At 46.6% G+C, this 17,493-nt stretch carries 14 protein-coding genes; 8 read left to right on the top strand and 6 right to left on the bottom strand.

Features of this window, described 5'->3' with window-relative positions:
* Window positions 1–101 precede the first annotated feature (101 nt).
* The 4 genes from MAQ5080_RS03165 (at window position 102) to MAQ5080_RS03150 (ending at window position 5,010) form a co-directional block, all read left to right on the top strand.
* Window positions 102–338, top strand: a complete 237-nt coding sequence (locus MAQ5080_RS03165) for a hypothetical protein (protein WP_067204966.1) — start codon at window positions 102–104, stop codon at window positions 336–338.
* A 467-nt stretch (window positions 339–805) separates the two neighbouring features.
* Window positions 806–2,383, top strand: a complete 1,578-nt coding sequence (locus MAQ5080_RS03160) for a BCCT family transporter (protein ID WP_067204969.1) — start codon at window positions 806–808, stop codon at window positions 2,381–2,383.
* A gap of 228 nt (window positions 2,384–2,611) precedes the next feature.
* Window positions 2,612–3,091 (top strand): DUF3015 domain-containing protein, encoded by a 480-nt coding sequence (locus tag MAQ5080_RS03155; protein WP_067204972.1) that lies wholly within the window; start codon window positions 2,612–2,614, stop codon window positions 3,089–3,091.
* A 65-nt stretch (window positions 3,092–3,156) separates the two neighbouring features.
* The gene (locus tag MAQ5080_RS03150; RefSeq protein ID WP_067204974.1) at window positions 3,157–5,010 is read left to right on the top strand and encodes an Lnb N-terminal periplasmic domain-containing protein; all 1,854 of its coding nucleotides are present in this window, start codon (window positions 3,157–3,159) and stop codon (window positions 5,008–5,010) included.
* A gap of 83 nt (window positions 5,011–5,093) precedes the next feature.
* Here the strand turns inward: MAQ5080_RS03150 and gbca are convergent, their stop codons facing one another.
* Window positions 5,094–6,365, bottom strand: a complete 1,272-nt coding sequence (gene gbca, locus MAQ5080_RS03145) for a glycine betaine monooxygenase oxygenase subunit (RefSeq protein WP_067204977.1) — start codon at window positions 6,363–6,365, stop codon at window positions 5,094–5,096.
* A 316-nt stretch (window positions 6,366–6,681) separates the two neighbouring features.
* Between gbca and gbcB the strand changes: the two genes are divergently transcribed.
* From gbcB to gbdR, 4 genes are all read left to right on the top strand, one after another.
* A complete protein-coding gene (gene gbcB, locus MAQ5080_RS03140) occupies window positions 6,682–7,815 on the top strand; it encodes a glycine betaine monooxygenase reductase subunit (RefSeq protein ID WP_067204980.1) in 1,134 nt (377 codons plus the stop codon).
* 20 nt (window positions 7,816–7,835) lie between these two features.
* Window positions 7,836–9,716, top strand: a complete 1,881-nt coding sequence (locus tag MAQ5080_RS03135; protein ID WP_067204983.1) for a DUF294 nucleotidyltransferase-like domain-containing protein — start codon at window positions 7,836–7,838, stop codon at window positions 9,714–9,716.
* Window positions 9,717–9,725: 9 nt separating this feature from the next.
* A complete protein-coding gene (locus MAQ5080_RS03130) occupies window positions 9,726–10,436 on the top strand; it encodes a 3'-5' exonuclease (protein ID WP_067204986.1) in 711 nt (236 codons plus the stop codon).
* A gap of 387 nt (window positions 10,437–10,823) precedes the next feature.
* Window positions 10,824–11,924 (top strand): choline metabolism transcriptional regulator GbdR, encoded by a 1,101-nt coding sequence (gene gbdR / locus MAQ5080_RS03125; protein WP_067204988.1) that lies wholly within the window; start codon window positions 10,824–10,826, stop codon window positions 11,922–11,924.
* A 169-nt stretch (window positions 11,925–12,093) separates the two neighbouring features.
* Here the strand turns inward: gbdR and MAQ5080_RS03120 are convergent, their stop codons facing one another.
* The 5 genes from MAQ5080_RS03120 to MAQ5080_RS03100 form a co-directional block, all read right to left on the bottom strand.
* The gene (locus tag MAQ5080_RS03120) at window positions 12,094–14,313 is read right to left on the bottom strand and encodes an NADP-dependent isocitrate dehydrogenase (RefSeq protein WP_067204992.1); all 2,220 of its coding nucleotides are present in this window, start codon (window positions 14,311–14,313) and stop codon (window positions 12,094–12,096) included.
* A 243-nt stretch (window positions 14,314–14,556) separates the two neighbouring features.
* Window positions 14,557–15,186, bottom strand: a complete 630-nt coding sequence (gene hflD, locus MAQ5080_RS03115) for a high frequency lysogenization protein HflD (RefSeq protein WP_067204995.1) — start codon at window positions 15,184–15,186, stop codon at window positions 14,557–14,559.
* 24 nt (window positions 15,187–15,210) lie between these two features.
* The gene (gene mnmA, locus MAQ5080_RS03110) at window positions 15,211–16,320 is read right to left on the bottom strand and encodes a tRNA 2-thiouridine(34) synthase MnmA (protein WP_067205000.1); all 1,110 of its coding nucleotides are present in this window, start codon (window positions 16,318–16,320) and stop codon (window positions 15,211–15,213) included.
* Window positions 16,321–16,405: 85 nt separating this feature from the next.
* Window positions 16,406–16,783, bottom strand: a complete 378-nt coding sequence (locus MAQ5080_RS03105) for an NUDIX domain-containing protein (RefSeq protein ID WP_231870756.1) — start codon at window positions 16,781–16,783, stop codon at window positions 16,406–16,408.
* The gene (locus MAQ5080_RS03100) at window positions 16,728–17,432 is read right to left on the bottom strand and encodes a pseudouridine synthase (protein WP_067205005.1); all 705 of its coding nucleotides are present in this window, start codon (window positions 17,430–17,432) and stop codon (window positions 16,728–16,730) included. The genes MAQ5080_RS03105 and MAQ5080_RS03100 overlap by 56 nt, the downstream gene beginning before the upstream one ends.
* Window positions 17,433–17,493 lie beyond the last annotated feature (61 nt).

The following is a 17,493-nucleotide window of genomic DNA, read 5'->3' as shown; positions in this document are numbered from 1 at the left end:
AAGAAAAGGGGGAATTAGCGATTGTTAATTCCCCCTTTTTTGCGTTACATTTCTTAACGAGTTTTGTGTTAATTGTTGGAATAATAGAGGTTAACCTCCTTATGATGATCGTCGATCTAATCGATGAAGTGGACTTCAAAGAGAAAATGCTGGGCATCGGTGCACCGCTTAAAGATTGTCAAACCTTAGCTGACATCTCAGAGGCTCTGTTGACGTGGTTGGATGAGAATCCAGAGAGTTTGGCGAACGTTAAGACGGCCTGTGAAGAACTGGAAGCGACAGGAGCGACCATTTTGCCCGATGTGCATGACGTAATTAAGCAGCTATTGCAAAAATAATACGTCAAAATTTATTTGAATAAGCTTTTTCTTATATTTGTTAGGGGCATATCAGTTTTATTTGAATATGCCTTTAATAATATACTGTCATTATATAAGTCATTGTTTTTAGTGCATTAATTTGGCGCAAAAGACACTTTTTTCCTGCCTCAATTTGGTGTTCGTGCGCCAAAAATTAACACAAAAATAAAACTTGCTCTTTGCATTAGTTTTTCTGCTATGCTTAAAATCAATATTTGTCGTATGTGGTTAGAATATGCTCGATAGCTGTCGCTATTGGGCATCAAATGCGCAAATAGTCGTCGTACTATCATCAGACGGTGCAAGAAATGTGCGCCCGGAAAAATGATAGGGCAAAGTTCTATCAATTGATTTAATTTTTAGATCGAAAGAATGACTGTTCACCTAGGCTGGGTTCTGGCGAGTCTAGGTGAGCGGTTGTGACTTAAACTAGGTGGAGTAACAGTATGGACCAAAAAACTAAAAAACGTCCTAAGTCGACGGATTATACGTCCGACTACAAGGCAGGACAGGATAACGTCCAAATCCTTGGGATGGACGTCAACAACCCAGTGTTTACAACCAGTGCGGTGGCAATCATTGCATTTATTGCGTTTGCATTGATTTTCCCTGGGCAAGCGAAGGAATGGATGGTTGGAGCCCGTGGTTGGTCAATCGAGTCATTTGATTGGTTATTCATGATGGGCGGCAACATTTTCGTACTGTTCTGTCTAGCGTTGATTCTTTTACCTGTGGGTAAGGTTCGTTTGGGTGGTGCGGATTCACGCCCAGAATTCTCAACAATCTCTTGGTTCTCTATGCTGTTCGCTGCAGGTATGGGTATCGGTCTGATGTTCTGGTCTGTCGCTGAGCCAGTTGCATACTACACAGATTGGTGGGGCACACCGCTAAACGTTGAGCCGAACACTGCTGAAGCGCGTGACGCGGCAATGGGTGCGGTAATGTTCCACTGGGGTCTACACCCATGGGCGATTTACGGCGTCGTTGCACTTGCTCTTGCGTTCTTCTCTTTCAACAAAGGTTTGCCACTGACAATCCGTTCAGCTTTCTACCCTCTATTGGGTGAGCGCTGCTGGGGTCCTATTGGTCACGTGATCGATATCATTGCGGTAATCGCGACAATCTTCGGTCTTGCGACATCTCTAGGTCTAGGTGCTTCTCAAGCAGCTGGTGGTCTTAATGTTCTGTTTGGCATCGAAAACAACATCACGACGCAAATCGGTATTATCATTGTTGTAACCAGTATTGCAGTACTATCTGTAATGCGTGGTCTTGATGGTGGTGTAAAAGTCCTATCTAACATCAACATGATCATGGCTGGCCTATTGGTACTGTTTGTTGCCATCTTCGGCTCTTTGATCGGTTTCTTCGGTAACTTAGTTGAGACTACGGTTGCTTACGGCGAATACCTGATTCCTCTAAGTAACTGGATTGGTCGTGATGACACTAAATTCTACGAAGGCTGGACTGTGTTCTACTGGGCTTGGTGGATTAGCTGGTCACCATTCGTAGGTATGTTCATCGCACGTGTATCGAAAGGTCGTACAGTACGTGAGTTCATGACTGCAGTACTTGTAGTACCAACTATCGTGTCTATCATCTGGATGTCTGCATTCGGTGGTAACGCACTAGATCAAGTACAAGGTGAGATCGGTCAATTGGCTGGTGGTCTAGGTGATGTATCTAGCGCTATGTTCCAAATGCTAGAGAACCTTCCTTTGGCGACTATCACATCACTAATTGCGATCACTCTAGTATTGGTGTTCTTCATCACATCTTCTGACTCTGGTTCGCTTGTAATCGACTCTATCACGGCTGGTGGTAAAGTTGAGACGCCTGTGCCACAGCGTATCTTCTGGGCAACTATGGTAGGTCTAATTGCAGGTGTACTATTGTTCGGTGGTGGTTCTGAAGCACTAAGCTCACTACAAGCGGGTGCGGTAACAACAGGTCTACCGTTCACTGTGATCCTACTGTTGATGTGTGTAAGCATCTACAAAGGTCTACGTTCTGAGCTTTACTAAGCTAAGCACCAAGCTTAATTAGTAATCGTTACAAGGAAGCCGTGTTAACTTTAGTTAACACGGCTTTTTTTATTGTAGATTAATGTATTAGCGCCAAATTAATTCAATTGGTCATGTTTCAGTAATATGAATCACTCGATATAATTAAGCAGCACTTTTGGTGAGCTCTAATGGAGTGGCCTGGATGCTAATTAACGTTTTTATTGAAAGGAATTCTAGGAATAGATTATGAAAAAAATTATCTTGTCTGCCATGCTTGCTACGGCATCTGTTTCTTCATTTGCAGCCTACGGCCCAGCGGGTTGTGGTTTGGGTACTGAGGTCGTATTTCAAAATGCCAATGAATGGCATGAGCACGTACTAGCAGCGACGACTAATGGTACTTCTGGTAACCAAACGTTTGGTATGACGTCTGGTACACTAGGTTGTGATGTGCCTGATGCGCCTCTAGCTGGCGGTGTGGCACTGTTCATCAATGATAACCTTGAGCCGCTAGCAGTAGATTCTGCGAAAGGTGAAGGCGAGACATTGAATGCGCTAGCAGATCTTATCGGTGTTGAATCACAAGACAAAGCTTACTTCAAGCAAGAAATGCAAGCGAACTTCGATGTGATCTTTGCATCTTCTCAAGTTACTTCTCAAACAGCTTACGAAGACATCGTAGGTGTGATGGCGAAGTCTCCGGAGCTGTCTAAGTACCTAGGTTAATAAGTGCTTGCACTGTGACCGATAAAGAGCGGACTTGTCCGCTCTTTTTGTTTAAACGGATTTATATGCGTAATCTAGCTTTGTTTTCTTGTGCTTCCTTCACGGCCTTATCTATTTCAGTATCGGCCACTGCTTCCCCAGTCTTAGAAGAGGTTGCGCAGCAACGACAGTGGCGCAGCCTACTGCACTACGATCAAATTGGTTTGATGCGCCAAACCGGCAGTCAAATCGAAGACTCTAACTTTTTCTTAGCGCCCGATGGTCAGTACTCCGCTGTGAGTGAGCTTAAGGCGACCGTTGCGGCGATGGCTCGTAAGCCGGTTGGCGACCCTAACGAGTCAGCCCAATGTCGATATCCGGCGCGCATGGCATGGTTGCAGGCGCAGCTGCCTGATACGTATTTTGAGCCAGTGAGCTGTACTGAGTTTGAGGCGTGGCGTGCACAGCTGAACGCCGAGAAGGTGTTTCTTGTGTTTCCTGCGGCCTATTTAAATAGTCCATCCTCTATGTATGGCCATACCTTATTTCGGCTAAAGAAAAAAGGCAATGATACCCCGCTGCTCGACTTTGCGGTGAATTATGCAGCCAATACTGATCCTGCAGATAATCAGCTGGTGTTTAGTTATAAAGGGCTTTCTGGTGGTTACCCTGGGGTCGTCTCGGTTATGCCTTTCTATCAGAAAGTAAAAGAATATAACTTCCTGGAAAATCGAGACATTTGGGAGTATGAGCTGGATCTGACGCAAGCGGAAGTGGATCAGTTTGTGCGACATATTTGGGAGATGAAGCGTACCTCGATGCCGTACTACTTCTTTTCGCAAAACTGTTCTTACCAGTTATTGACCATGTTGGATGCGGCGAGCCCAAGACTGGACCTTGCGTCGCAATTCGATGTTTGGGCCATCCCTGCCGATACTGTCCGTGAGATTAAGCGTCAAGGTGTGTTGCAGGAGGCTTCCTATCGACCATCGACGCTAAATAAAATCGAAAATATGCTGGCTCAGGTCTCTTCAGAACACATTGCTATTGCCCGTGAGTTGGTGGAGAAGCCAGAGCTTGATCTAAAGCCGGTAGAGTCTTTAACGCCTGTCGAACGGGCGCGTGTATTGGATGTTGCCTATGAGTACAGCCGTTATTTATCGGCACGAAAAAAATCTACCCTGGCGCACTTGAGTGGGCGCTCGATTAAGTTGCTGTCGCTACGCAGTAAGCTTGATGTGAGTGATGTATTTGATCCGGTCGTTGCGCCGAGTATGCGTGATGATCAAGGGCATCGTACTTCACGTGTTAGTGTCGGGGCTGAGCGTCGTTTAGGTGAAAACTTTACGGTGCTTGATTATCGGCCTTCTTATCATGATGTGTTGGACCCTAAAGGTGGGTATTTAGAGGGTGCCGAACTCTCTATGTTCAGTGGTGCGTTGCGTTGGTCTGAGCAAGATGGGCTAGAGGTTGATCAGATTAACTTCCTGAATATTCACTCAATGGCGCCAGCCAACGCCTTGATGCTGCCTAAGTCATGGCACATCAATGCCAGCTTGTTGCGTGATATTGCTTTGGAGGATGCCTTAGTGTTTCGTTTGCACGGTGGGGCAGGGGTGACTAAGCGCATTGGCGAAAATAGCTTGTTAGCGGCGTTTTGGAATGGCCGAGTATCCTTGAAGGATGAGTATAAAGGCGGCTACCAGCTTGCCACAGGTCCTGAGATAAAGTGGCTATCGTCTTTTGAGCAAACCAATCTATCTTTAAGTTACCAGTACTTGGAAGATGTGAATCGCCATGACGGTGAGCGCCAAGAAGTACAATTTGGTGTTGCTCGAGCATTTGCAGAAGATTGGCAGTGGCGTCTTGAAGCGGGTCATACGAAGGTTTCGGGTGGTGAGTGGAGTGACGTAAAAGGGTCGCTTAACTACTACTTCTAATATCAGTTTGACCCCATAAAAAAAGCCAGCATTAATCTGGCTTTTTGTGTTTCATATGAGTGATTAACTCAGATGGTCAAACCTTATTTTTTAAGGTTTTTCTGAATTGTGTCAGAGTACCACTCTAGGAAGTTCATAACACCGAACTCGAAAGTTTCAGAGTATGGACCTGGCTGGTAGCCAACAGAATTAATACCTAGTTGGTTTTGCTCACCAAGAACACGGTCTTGGTCGTTAGTAGCATCCCAAACTTGGCGTAGGCGATCTGGGTTGTAATCCTCACCTTCAACAGCGTCTTTGTGTACGAACCACTTAGTAGTCACCATAGACTCTTGAGCAGAGATTGGTAGTACACGGAACACGATGAAGTGATCAGACTGCATGTGGTTCCAAGAGTTTGGAAGGTGAAGGATACGCATAGAACCTAGTTCAGGGTTCTTGATGTTGCCTAGCATTTTCTTACAACCCGCTTCACCGTCGATCGTCATTACTTTCGTGCCTTTCTTCAGTGGCATACGAACGATACGGTTACGCTTACCTGGGCCGAAGCTCTTGTGCTCGTGTGGAATGCCTTCAGCGTCCCATTTAGCTGCTTGATCAGCGTAGTGATCTAGGAAGTCTTGTGGTGCACGTGGGTCGTTAGTGTCATCCCATTCTAGGATAGTGTTAAGTAGCTCTGGGTGGCTACCGGCACAGTGGTAACATTCACGGTTGTTCTCAAGAACAAGTTTCCAGTTCGCTTTTTCGTACATGTTAGACTCAGCAGCCAACTTAGTGTTTTCTACGTCGTATGGAGCCATGTACTCTTCTAGAGTTGCTAGGAACTCGTCGAAGTCGCCTTGTGGTTCTTCTTTACCTAGAGAGATAAAGATGAAGCCGCCTGCAGTTTTACAGTGTGCTTTCTTCAGGCCGTGCTGAGACTTATCGAAGCTATCGCCCATTTCAGTACCAGCGAATAGCAGGTTACCTTTAAGGTCGTAAGTCCACTGGTGGTAAGGACATACTAGGTTAGCTACTTTGCCGCGGTGCTCAAGACATACGCGTGAACCACGGTGACGACAAGTGTTATGGAATGCGTTAACAGAACCGTCAGCATCACGGATAACTAGAATAGGGTTCTGTGCGATTTCAACTGTGAAATAGTCACCACGGTTAGGGATTTCGCTGGTCATACCAACGAACAACCACTCTTTTTGGAACACTTCTTCTACGTCCACGCGGAACATTAGAGGGTCATTGTACAGAGGAGCGTCTAGCGAGTAGTTCGCTGGACGTGCTTCTAGTAGCTTAGACATTTCTGTGCGCGCTTCTTGGACTGTAGAGTAACGCATGTTTAGTAGATCATTTTGATTCATTTTGAGTGATCCTCAATAACAAAAGCCGAGTTGATGTTGTTTCCCTCGTCGGAGCAACATAATTGGGTAAGTCTTAGCTTTCCCGTTGTCGTTGTAATAATGACGCTATCCTCACCCAAGTTTGACTTATCGAAATGACCAATTACGACATTATCACATACATAAATCGACTCTTCTTGCTACATCAGACAGTTAGCGCTATTTTCATGGTTTCTATGAGCAACTTGGTGTCGTAAAAAGTCAACTTAAATAGTAGCAGTCGAACGACAATTGCTCAAATCGGTGAAACGTCAACGCCATCTAAGAGAGAATAACCATGACTACTCCATCAACTGTCGCACCAGGTGCAGACTACTTAGCACCTGTAAACACTCAGACTTGGGTAAATGGCCGTCACAGCGTACGTTGTGTAAAGGTTATCCAAGAAGCATGGGATGTGCGCACATTTTGTTTTATGGCTAATCAGCCAGTAATGTTCTTCTTTAAACCAGGTCAGTTCGTGACGTTGGAATTAGAGATCGACGGTAAGCAAGTAATGCGTTCTTACACCATTTCAAGTTCACCGTCTGTACCTTACAGTTTTTCTATCACTGTGAAGCGTGCTCCAGGTGGCTTGGTGTCGAACTGGTTACATGACAACATGAAGGTTGGTGACGAGCTTGCGGTTCACGGTCCGGTAGGTAACTTTAACTGTATCGATTTCCCTGCGGATAAAGTACTGCTACTTTCTGGTGGTGTTGGTATCACGCCGGTAATGTCTATGGCACGCTGGTGGTTTGACTCAAACGCTGAAGTAGACATGGTGTTTATCCACAGTGCGCGTACACCACGTGACCTGATTTACGCTCGTGAATTGGATCACATGGCATCTCGTGTTGATAACTTCAACCTTAACCTGATTGTTGAGCGCGTTGAAAACGGTCAAGCTTGGCACGGTTACCGTGGTTACCTAGATGCTATCAAGCTTGAAATGATCGCACCTGACTTCATGGATCGTGAAATCTTCTGTTGTGGTCCTACGCCTTACATGAGTGCGGTGAAGAAGCTTCTTCAAGAAAAAGGCTTCGACATGTCTCGTTACCACGAAGAAGCATTCGGCGCGACACCTTCTGATGTAGAAGAAGAAGCGATCGAAAATGCAGAAGTGGCTCAAGAAGCAGCCGATGCATTGAACTCTGAAGACATGCACCGTGTTGAAGTGATCAGCTCTGGTATGACGATGAGTGTACAAGTTGCTCCAGGTGAAACGCTACACAATGCGGCAGCGAAGCTGAACCTACACATTCCTAAAGCATGTGGTATGGGTATCTGTGGTACTTGTAAGGTTCACATCAAAGAAGGTGAAACTCACATGGAAGCCAACGGTGGTATCACTGATGAAGACGTAGCAGATGGTTACGTTCTATCATGCTGTACTGTGGCTAAATCTGACGTAGTATTCGAATACTAGTCATTTTAAAGGGCGCCCTAATGGAAGCAGAACAAATTGAGATAGCTGAATTCTTAGGGCGCTATCCTCCTTTTTCTTTTCTACCAGAAAAAACACTTCACCGTGTGGCTTCATCGGTTGAGATCACTTATTTTCGCCAAGGTGCTGATGTGTACCGCTTTGGTGATGAAATACATGATCTATGCTTTATTCGCAGTGGTTCGATTGAGATCTACCGCCGTAACGGCAACCTTTACAACCGTCTGAGTGTGGGCGATGTTTTTGGTCAGTTAGGTTTGCTGATGAAAAACCGCATTCGTCTACCATCGCGCGCGCTAGAAGACTCGCTGATTTATTTTATTCCAGAAGCAGTCTTTAACGAACTGTGTGATAACTTTGAAGAATTTGCCTATTACGTCGAAATTGACGACAAGCGCAAAATGAACAAAGCGGTTCAGCAGCAGCGTGAAGAAAGTGCTCTTTCTAGTGTGAAAGTCTCGTCGCTGATCGTGCGACAGCCTGTGATGATTTCAATGGACGCGAGCATACGGCAAGCGGCCTTAAAAATGACCAATGAGTCGGTCTCGTCACTCTTAATTGTTGATGAAGAAGCCCCGTTAGAAGATAACGGTGTTTGTCGAAACACCTTGGTAGGCATTCTTACGGATCGTGACTTACGTACCCGTGTTGTCTCACAGGGCATCGATTTAGACCAGTCAGTGGCGAATGTGATGACACATTCGCCTAAGACTCTCGATAAAGATACCTATGTCTTTGAAGCCATGCTCACTATGCTGCGTTTCAATTTGCATCATCTTCCTGTGGTTGATCATGGTGAGCCGTTAGGGGTCATCGCCATCTCGGACATTGTCCGCTATGAATCAAAAAACAGCCTGTTTATTGTTGGTTTGATACATCGTCAGCACTCTACCGAAGAGCTGGTTGCGGTGTCGAAAGATGTGCAGTCGTGTTTTGTGCGCATGGTTCACCAAGAGTCTAATGCGCATATGATTGGCAGTGCCATGTCGGTGATTGGGCGTAGCTTCAAACAACGTTTATTAGAGTTAGCGGAAGAGAAGCTTGGTCCGCCACCGGTGCCCTATTGTTTCTTGGCATTGGGCTCCATGGCCCGAGATGAGCAGTTGCTGATCACTGATCAGGATAATGCCTTGATCCTGTCGAATGAATACGATGCGGCTAAGCATAGCGCGTATTTTGAAGCTTTATCAGAGTTTGTCTCGGAAGGCTTAGACAAATGCGGCTATCCGTTATGTACCGGTCGCATTATGGCCACCAATCCTCGTTGGCGTAAAACCATCACCGAATGGCGTGAATGCTTTGCCGACTGGATTGATCATCCTAATCCAGATGCGCTATTGCATAGCTCAGTTTTCTTTGACCTTGAGGGTGTGTATGGCAAGACTGAGTGGGCAGAAGATTTGTACCGTTTTGTCGTCAATCGTGCCAAAAATAGTCCGAAGTTCTTAGCCAGTCTTGCGCGCAATGCTTTGTTGCGCACGCCACCACTTGGATTCTTCAAAGAATTTGTGATGGAGCAGGATGGTGAGCACCGTCGCACCATTAACTTAAAACGTCGTGGTACAGCGCCGTTAGCAGACTTGATTCGTGTGCATGCGTTGGCGGTTGGCTCGACTTCACGTAATTCAATTGATCGTCTTGATGATGTCATTAAGGCCGGCATATTACCTGACAAGCGTGGACAAGAGTTAAAGTATGCGATGGAGTATTTGGCGATGGTGCGTATTCGACACCAAGTAGAAGATGTCGAAGAAAGTCGAGAACCTGATAATAATATCGAGCCTGATACCTTGTCTGATATTGAGCGTCGCAACTTAAAAGAGGCGTTCAATGTGCTCAACAATAGTCAGCGCTTTCTTAAATACCGTTACCCATTTTCGTGAGAACACCACATGGCTCGTGTTGTTGATTCGTTTTCTTGGCATGAGTATCTGCGTCAGCAGGCAAAGGATAGCCAACATCCCCTCCTAAAAGATTTCTTTGTTTCTCAGGACTTTCCTGAGGATTTGAGCCTTGATCAAACTGAGTTTGTCGCGCTGGATTTTGAGACCACAGGCCTTGATCCTGAGAATGATGAGATTGTCAGCATTGGTCTAGTGCCGTTTACCATGCAACGTATCAAGGTAGCTAAGGCAAAGCACTGGATAGTGCGACCTAAATGCCAGCTCACAGACGACTCCATTGTGATTCATGGTATTACCCATTCTGAAATCCTAAATGCACCGCTGATTTCCGAAGTGCTGGAAAAAGTCATTCAAGAGCTGAGTGGTAAAGTGGTCGTGGTGCATTATCGTTATATTGAAAGTGAATTCCTAAACAGTGTGGTCGTTAAAGAGCTGGGGGAAGAAATGTGGTTTCCCATGGTGGATACCATGCAGATTGAAGCACAGCAGCACCGCTGTGGTTGGCGCAGTAAATTAAAACGCCTGTTTGGCGGTAAGCTTCCTTCCATACGCTTGGTCGACAGTCGACTGCGTTATGGCCTTCCTCGATACCATATGCACAGTGCTATGACGGATGCGATTGCCACCGCAGAGCTGCTGCAAGCACAGGTTCGCCATCGTTTTCCAGAAACGACACCTGTTTCAGAATTATGGCAATAGTCTTAGTGGAAAATGCCACGATTGGTCTTTTCTGGTGCATAACTGATTAAAAACAGCACCAAAACAAGGCGATGATGGCGCAAATAGAACATTTGCTCGATCTAGTGGTACTAAATACGACTTTTTTTGTCGTTTTGGTCAAGAATTGCTCTGTCGTTTTTTGTCATAAAAGGTTTTAATGTTGTCGTTGCTGTGATATTTATAACGTGAAGGTCAATTAATATACGGGTTTCGTTTTGGGGCAATTTTGATCCCCGGGACAAAACAAAAGCGAAGAGGCGTTCACCCAACAGCTACTGTCGGTCCGTCATAATAAAAATGGTGTGTATAGCTTAATTGGCCTGTTAATTGCTTTGCGCTATATATCACGTATAAGAGGGCACTTTCATGGTCTCATCTTCCCCTACTACAGCGACTAGCAAAAAGAAAATCACACGTGTGGGTTTCCTTCTGTTAGATAATTTTACAATGATTGCGTTGGCGTCCGCTCTAGAACCCCTACGTATGGCCAACCAGCTATACGGAGAAGAGCTGTACAACTGGCATATGATTTCTGAATCGGGCGACCCTGTGGTGGCCAGTGACGGTTTGAGTTTGTCAGCTGATACGTCAATCGCTGAGTGCCCAGAGCTTGATATGATTATTGTCGCGGGTGGTTTAGATATCACACGTGCGTTTTCATCAAAGCAAGTGAGCTGGCTTCAGCAAAGAGCGCGTAAAGGAATTACGCTAGGAAGTATCTGTACAGGAGCGTACGTACTTGCACATGCAGGTTTGTTGGATGGTTACAATTGTAGCGTTCACTGGGAATGTATGACTGCTTTGCAGGAAAGTTTCCCGAAAGTGCGCTGTAATAACCGTCTGTTCTCTATGGACGAAGGACGCTTTACTGCTACAGGCGGAAGCGCGCCACTGGATATGTTCTTAACCATCATTGCTCGAGAGCATGGTGCGAAACTGTCTGGGGCTGTGTCTGATATGTTTATTTGTGATCGTATTCGTAGTGAATTCGATCAGCAGCGTGTACCTCTTCGCCAGCTAAACAAAGGTGGTTGCAAACCTAAGCTTGTCGATGTCATTGAATTGATGGAAAACAACTTAGAAGAACCAATTGATCTGGATGAATTGGCGGCATTTGTGGATGTATCACGTCGTCAACTTGAACGTATGTTCCACAAATACTTAGACTGCTCGCCATCGCGCTACTACCTACGCTTGCGTTTGGATCGTGCGCGTCAGCTGTTGAAGCAGTCTAGTATGTCGATTGTAGAGATTTCAGCTGCTTGCGGCTTTATTTCTACGCCACACTTTAGCCGCTGTTACCGTAAGCACTTGGGTATTTCCCCTCGTGACGAGCGTAAAGTTGCTTGGATGGGGAACATTACGCCGGCTGAGCAAGGAGTGGGTAACTTGGTTTACATGCCGCACTCTACGCATGCATTGAACAATGCACATTCAGAGCCGAGCTTTGGTTCGATTGCGATGTAATATCCGATAACCGTTGTCGATTATCAACGAAAAGGGAGCCATCATTTTGGCTCCCTTTTTTTGTGCGCTAGATAATGTTTATTTGTCATAGCAAAGGCTGAAATAAAAAAGCCACTCGACTTTCATCGAGTGGCTTTTGATTGCTTTTATTCAGCTTAAAGAGGCTAGATTATAGTGACTCAAGTGCTGTATTGAATGTTGCGCTTGGGCGCATTACTTTGGCAACTTCTTCTAGGTTCATGTGGTAGTAACCTTCTAGGTTAGCGCTAGAACCTTGAACAGCGTTTAGCTCGGCAACGATTGTCGCTTCGTTTTCAGTCAGAGTTTTTGCTAGTGGTGCGAATTTTGCCGCCAATTCTGCATCTTCTGTCTGTGCTGCCAACTCTTGCGCCCAGTACATCGCTAGGTAGAAGTGGCTGCCACGGTTATCGAGGTCGCCGATCTTACGAGAAGGAGACTTGTTGTTATCCAATAGGTGACCAGTGGCTTTGTCTAGGCAAGTTGCTAAGACTTTGGCTTTCTCGTTACCTTGCTTGATGCCAAGTTCTTCGAAAGATACCGCGGTTGCTAGGAACTCACCTAGAGAATCCCAGCGTAGGTAGTTTTCTTCTTGTAGCTGCTGTACGTGCTTCGGTGCAGAACCACCCGCACCTGTTTCGTACATGCCACCGCCATTCAACATAGGTACGATCGACAGCATTTTCGCAGACGTGCCAAGCTCCATGATTGGGAACAAGTCAGTTAGGTAGTCACGTAGTACGTTACCTGTTACCGAGATGGTGTCTTGGCCGCGAATGATGCGTTCCATAGAGAAACGGATCGCTTCGTTGTAAGACATGATGCGGATGTCTAGGCCTTCAAGATCGTGGTCTTGTAGGTAAAGCTCAACTTTCTTGCGTAGTTCGTTGTCGTGAGCACGCTCTTCGTCCAACCAGAATACAGCTGGTGTGTTTGAGTTGCGCGCACGCGTCACACCTAGTTTCACCCAGTCTTTGATGGCTGCATCTTTAGTTTGACATGCACGCCAGATATCACCAGCTTCAACGTCGTGTTGCATTAGAACGTTGCCCGCTGCATCAACAACGCGCATCACGCCGTCAGTTTTCGCTTCAAATGTTTTGTCGTGAGAGCCGTATTCTTCTGCTTTTTGTGCCATCAAACCAACGTTTGGTACTGTGCCCATAGTGGTTGGATCGAATGCACCGTTTGTTTTACAGAAGTTGATCACTTCTTGGTAAATTCGTGCGTAAGTAGACTCTGGCATCACTGCTTTAGTGTCTTTAGTCTTGCCGTCACGGCCCCACATCTTACCTGAGCTACGAATCATCGCAGGCATAGAAGCATCGACGATAACGTCAGAAGGGACGTGTAGGTTAGTGATACCGCGGACAGAGTCTACCATGGCAATTTCTGGGCGGTGCTCGTAACAATCGTGGATCGCTTCTAGGATCTCGTCTTGCTGAGACTGTGGTAGTACTTTGATTTTATCTAGAACGCTGCCTAGACCGTTGTTAGGGTTAACACCGATCTCTTTGAACAGGTCGCCGAATTTATCCCATACTTCTTTGTAGAAAACTGTTACCGCATGGCCAAACACGATTGGGTGAGACACCTTCATCATGGTTGCTTTTACGTGTAGTGACCACATGATGCCGGCTTCTTTGGCTTCTTGTAGAGACTCTTCGAAGAACTGGCGTAGCTTAGCAGCGCTCATGTTCATGCTGTCTAGCACTTCGCCTTCAAGCAGTGGTAGGGTTTTCTTAACTTCTACGTTACCTGCTTGGTCAACGAACTCAATGCGCACGTCTTGTGCTTTGTCCATTGTCACAGATTGTTCAGAAGAGAAGAAGTCGCCGTCACGCATGTAGTCAGCGTGTGTCTGCGATGTTTTCTTCCACTCGCCCATAGAGTGCGGGTGCTTGCGCGCGTAGGCTTTAACTGCAGCTGGCGCACGACGGTCAGAGTTACCTTGACGTAGTACTGGGTTTACTGCGCTACCTAGTAGTTTCGCGTAACGTGCTTGTACTTCTTTGTCTTCTTCTGTTTCAGCTGTTTCTGGGTAGCTAGGAACATCGTAGCCTTGGCTTTGAAGTTCTTTGATGGCTGCGTTTAGCTGAGGGATAGATGCTGAGATGTTTGGCAGCTTGATGAAGTTGGCGCTTGGGTCTGCAGTCAGTTCACCAAGGAAAGAAAGACCATCTTCTACGCGTTGCTCTTCAGGAAGGCGATCAGAGAAAGCTGCAAGGATACGGCCTGCTAATGAAATATCCGTAAGTTTTAGCTCGATGTCTGCTTCTTTCGCAAATGAACTAAAGATTGGCAGAAGTGAAGCCGTTGCTAGTGCTGGTGCTTCGTCTGTCAACGTGTAGTAAATCGTTTGTTTTGACATGTAATTCCCCTAACATTCTGGCTAAGTTAGCCGCTTGGATAGAAGGTGACTTTTGGCCGCCATTCTCAGTAATCAAATCGCATTTGATTAAAATTTTGGTCAATATACTACCTCAATAAGGGGGTAGAGAAATATTGACCTCGAATATAGTCAAGATTGATCTGAATGATTGTCATGAATGTAGAGGGGGAAAAGCAAGAAGGCAATGTTGATTTGCCGCCTTGCTTTGCCAGAAAAGAGGGGTTAAAAGCGGCCTTCGAGCTGCTTCATCAGTACTTTACGCTTGAATATCAAATGCCAGCGTTTACCGCCGACTTGACGCCATAGCATGGCGGCACGAATGCCTGTCATTAGAATGGCGCGCACTTGATGGGCAATTTGAGGTTGCTGCAAGAAGCGGCTGTCGCCATGTACCTGAATGCGAAATGGTAGTTTGCTTAAGGTGTCTTGATACATGCCGGAAATGCCTGCTACCACGTTCTCGTGCATGACGTCGTCATAATGCTCAAGCTGACGCTCAAGCTGGCCAAGGCGTTGGCCAATGGCGGACAGCATCTCAGGCTCTTTGTGGAGCTTGGATTCCAGGTGAATCATGCTCAGGGCGTAGCGAATGGTGTCAGGGTTAACCGCGTCACGGCCTTTGCCCATTACTTCCTTGGCAATCCGGCGGCCGAGAGCAAGATTGCCTTGGCATTCAAACTGTCCACCGTAGATGTCTTCAGTGCTGCTGGCGTTAATCACCAATATGCTATCCAGCAAAGGTTTGGCGTATTCCGTGTCCAGAGTGCCTTTGCGCGCTAAGTTAGCGACCAGTTCGGCGGCCTGAAAGATCGCGGCTAAGGCAATGGCTTGTTCTCTTGCATCATGCTGCATAGTATTCTCCGCTCAGACCATGGGTTACTTGTTGAAAGCAACGTTGATAATGCCGCCGCCGAGGCAGTGCTCACCAAGATAGAACACCACGGATTGTCCTGGTGTGATGGCGCGTTGCGGCTCCTTGAAACTCACTTCGACACGACCATCGGCCAATTCTGAAATGGTGCATTCTTGATCCGGTTGGCGGTAGCGACACTTCGCCATGCAAGTGAGCGGCATGGCCGGTTTTTCGCGTGCAACCCAATCAAAGTTGTCGGCAATTAGGTGTGTTTTATACAAGGACTCGTGCTGGCCCCCTTGTGTGACAACCAGTACATTGCGCTGCAAGTCTTTTTCCACCACATACCAAGGCTCATCTGGGTATTTTGATAGGCCACCAATGCCCAAGCCTTGGCGCTGACCAATAGTGTGGTACATCAGGCCGTGGTGCTTGCCAATGATGTCGCCTTCCAAGGTTTCGATATTGCCAGGCTGAGCGGGTAGGTACTGTTCAAGGAAATCTTTAAAGCGACGCTCACCGATAAAACAGATGCCGGTGCTGTCTTTTTTGTTGTGGGTGATGAGGTCGAACTCTTCAGCCAAACGGCGTACTTCTGGTTTTTCCAGTTCGCCTACAGGGAAGAAGGTGCGGCCGATTTCGTCCTTGCCGACGGCGTACAGGAAGTAGCTTTGGTCTTTATTATTGTCCAAACCTTTCAATAAAACAGGTTCGCCATCGATTTCACCGCGGCGCACGTAGTGACCGGTAGCGATATAGTCTGCGCCCAACTCTAAAGCGTATTCTAGGAAGGCTTTGAATTTAATTTCTTTGTTGCAAAGAATGTCTGGGTTCGGTGTACGGCCGGCTTTGTATTCTTCAAGGAAATGTTCAAACACATTGTCCCAGTATTCCGCAGCGAAGTTTGCTGTGTGCAGGTGAATGCCGAGTTTGTCACAAACCGCTTGAGCATCTGCCAAATCTTCTTTTGCCGTGCAGTATTCGGTACCGTCGTCTTCGTCCCAGTTCTTCATAAACAGGCCTTCCACTTGGTAGCCTTGTTGTTGCAGAAGTAGGGCGGAAACAGATGAATCCACACCGCCGGACATGCCTACGATGACTTTGATTGATGCGTTGGGGTTTTCTTGACTCATGATAGCTCTCTAATAGTGTAAACGGGGTAAAGGTCCGTCATTAGAATGTAAGGGCGTATTGTAGCCGAAGGCGCTGCCTAGGTCTTCAATTCACCTTGATATGGTGATTGTTAATCATGTTGATGTCATGTCTTTGACCATTCTCATAGTCTTGAATGCATTGCATGATTAATGGGCTGCGTTGTGGCAGTGCTTCAATTTCTGCGCGGCTGAACCAGTCTGCAGATAAGATGTCAGGGTCTAGCGCCTGCGTTACTAGCTGCTCTGGTCGACAAATAACACAGATTCGATGATAGGTGTCCGCACCGGCAAAAGGTGTAAACGCATAGATGCCCAAAATCGCTTCTGGGGTAACTTGCCAGCCAGACTCCTCAAGGGTTTCACGCATCACTGCTTGTTCGATCGTTTCACCGTTTTCCACGTGCCCGGCTGGCTGATTGAGCACGATCTGACCGTCTTGCATTTCTTTTACCATGAGGTAGCGCTGCTTGTCCGTGACTAGAGCGGCGACGGTTAGGTGAGGCAGACTTGCGCGCTTTTTCTCGTTCAAAATGTTGTACCTGCTGCGCTAATGTATCGGTAAGGTCTACTTGAATATGTGTGCCAACGGGCACATTTTCAATGCTGTACGGGCCAATCGCGGCACGAATCAAGCGTAACGTTGGGTAGCCAACGTGAGCGGTCATGCGGCGTACCTGACGGTTTTTACCTTCACTGATGGTGAGTTCGATCCAGCTGGTGGGGATATTGGATCGTTCGCGAATCGGTGGCACGCGGTCCCAAACATCAGGTGTATCCATACGACGGCATTGAGCGGGCTTGGTCATACCATCTTTCAATTCTACCCCCTGAGCTAAAGCCTGAATAGCTTGCTCGCTAATGTCGCCTTCTACTTGGACCCAGTAGGTTTTCGGCATTTTGAATTTAGGCGAGGCAATAAGGTGCTGCAGGGCGCCTTGGTCGGTCAGTAATAACAGGCCCTCTGAGTCATAATCTAAGCGACCAGCAGGGTAGACATTAGGGACATTGATGTAGCTTGCTAGGGTGTCTTTATCGCCATCGGCTGAGAATTGGCTGAGTACTTGGAACGGTTTATTTAATAGCAGTAGCATGATAGAGCGTCTTCAAAACGATAAGTTTTGGATGCTAGAAAGCACCTCTGATATGGCGCAT

Origin of the sequence: Marinomonas aquimarina, from assembly GCF_900089755.1 — a bacterium.
Lineage (GTDB): Bacteria > Pseudomonadota > Gammaproteobacteria > Pseudomonadales > Marinomonadaceae > Marinomonas > Marinomonas aquimarina.
The sequence above is the reverse complement of the archived record's forward strand: the minus strand, read 5'-3'. Positions and strand labels throughout refer to the sequence as shown.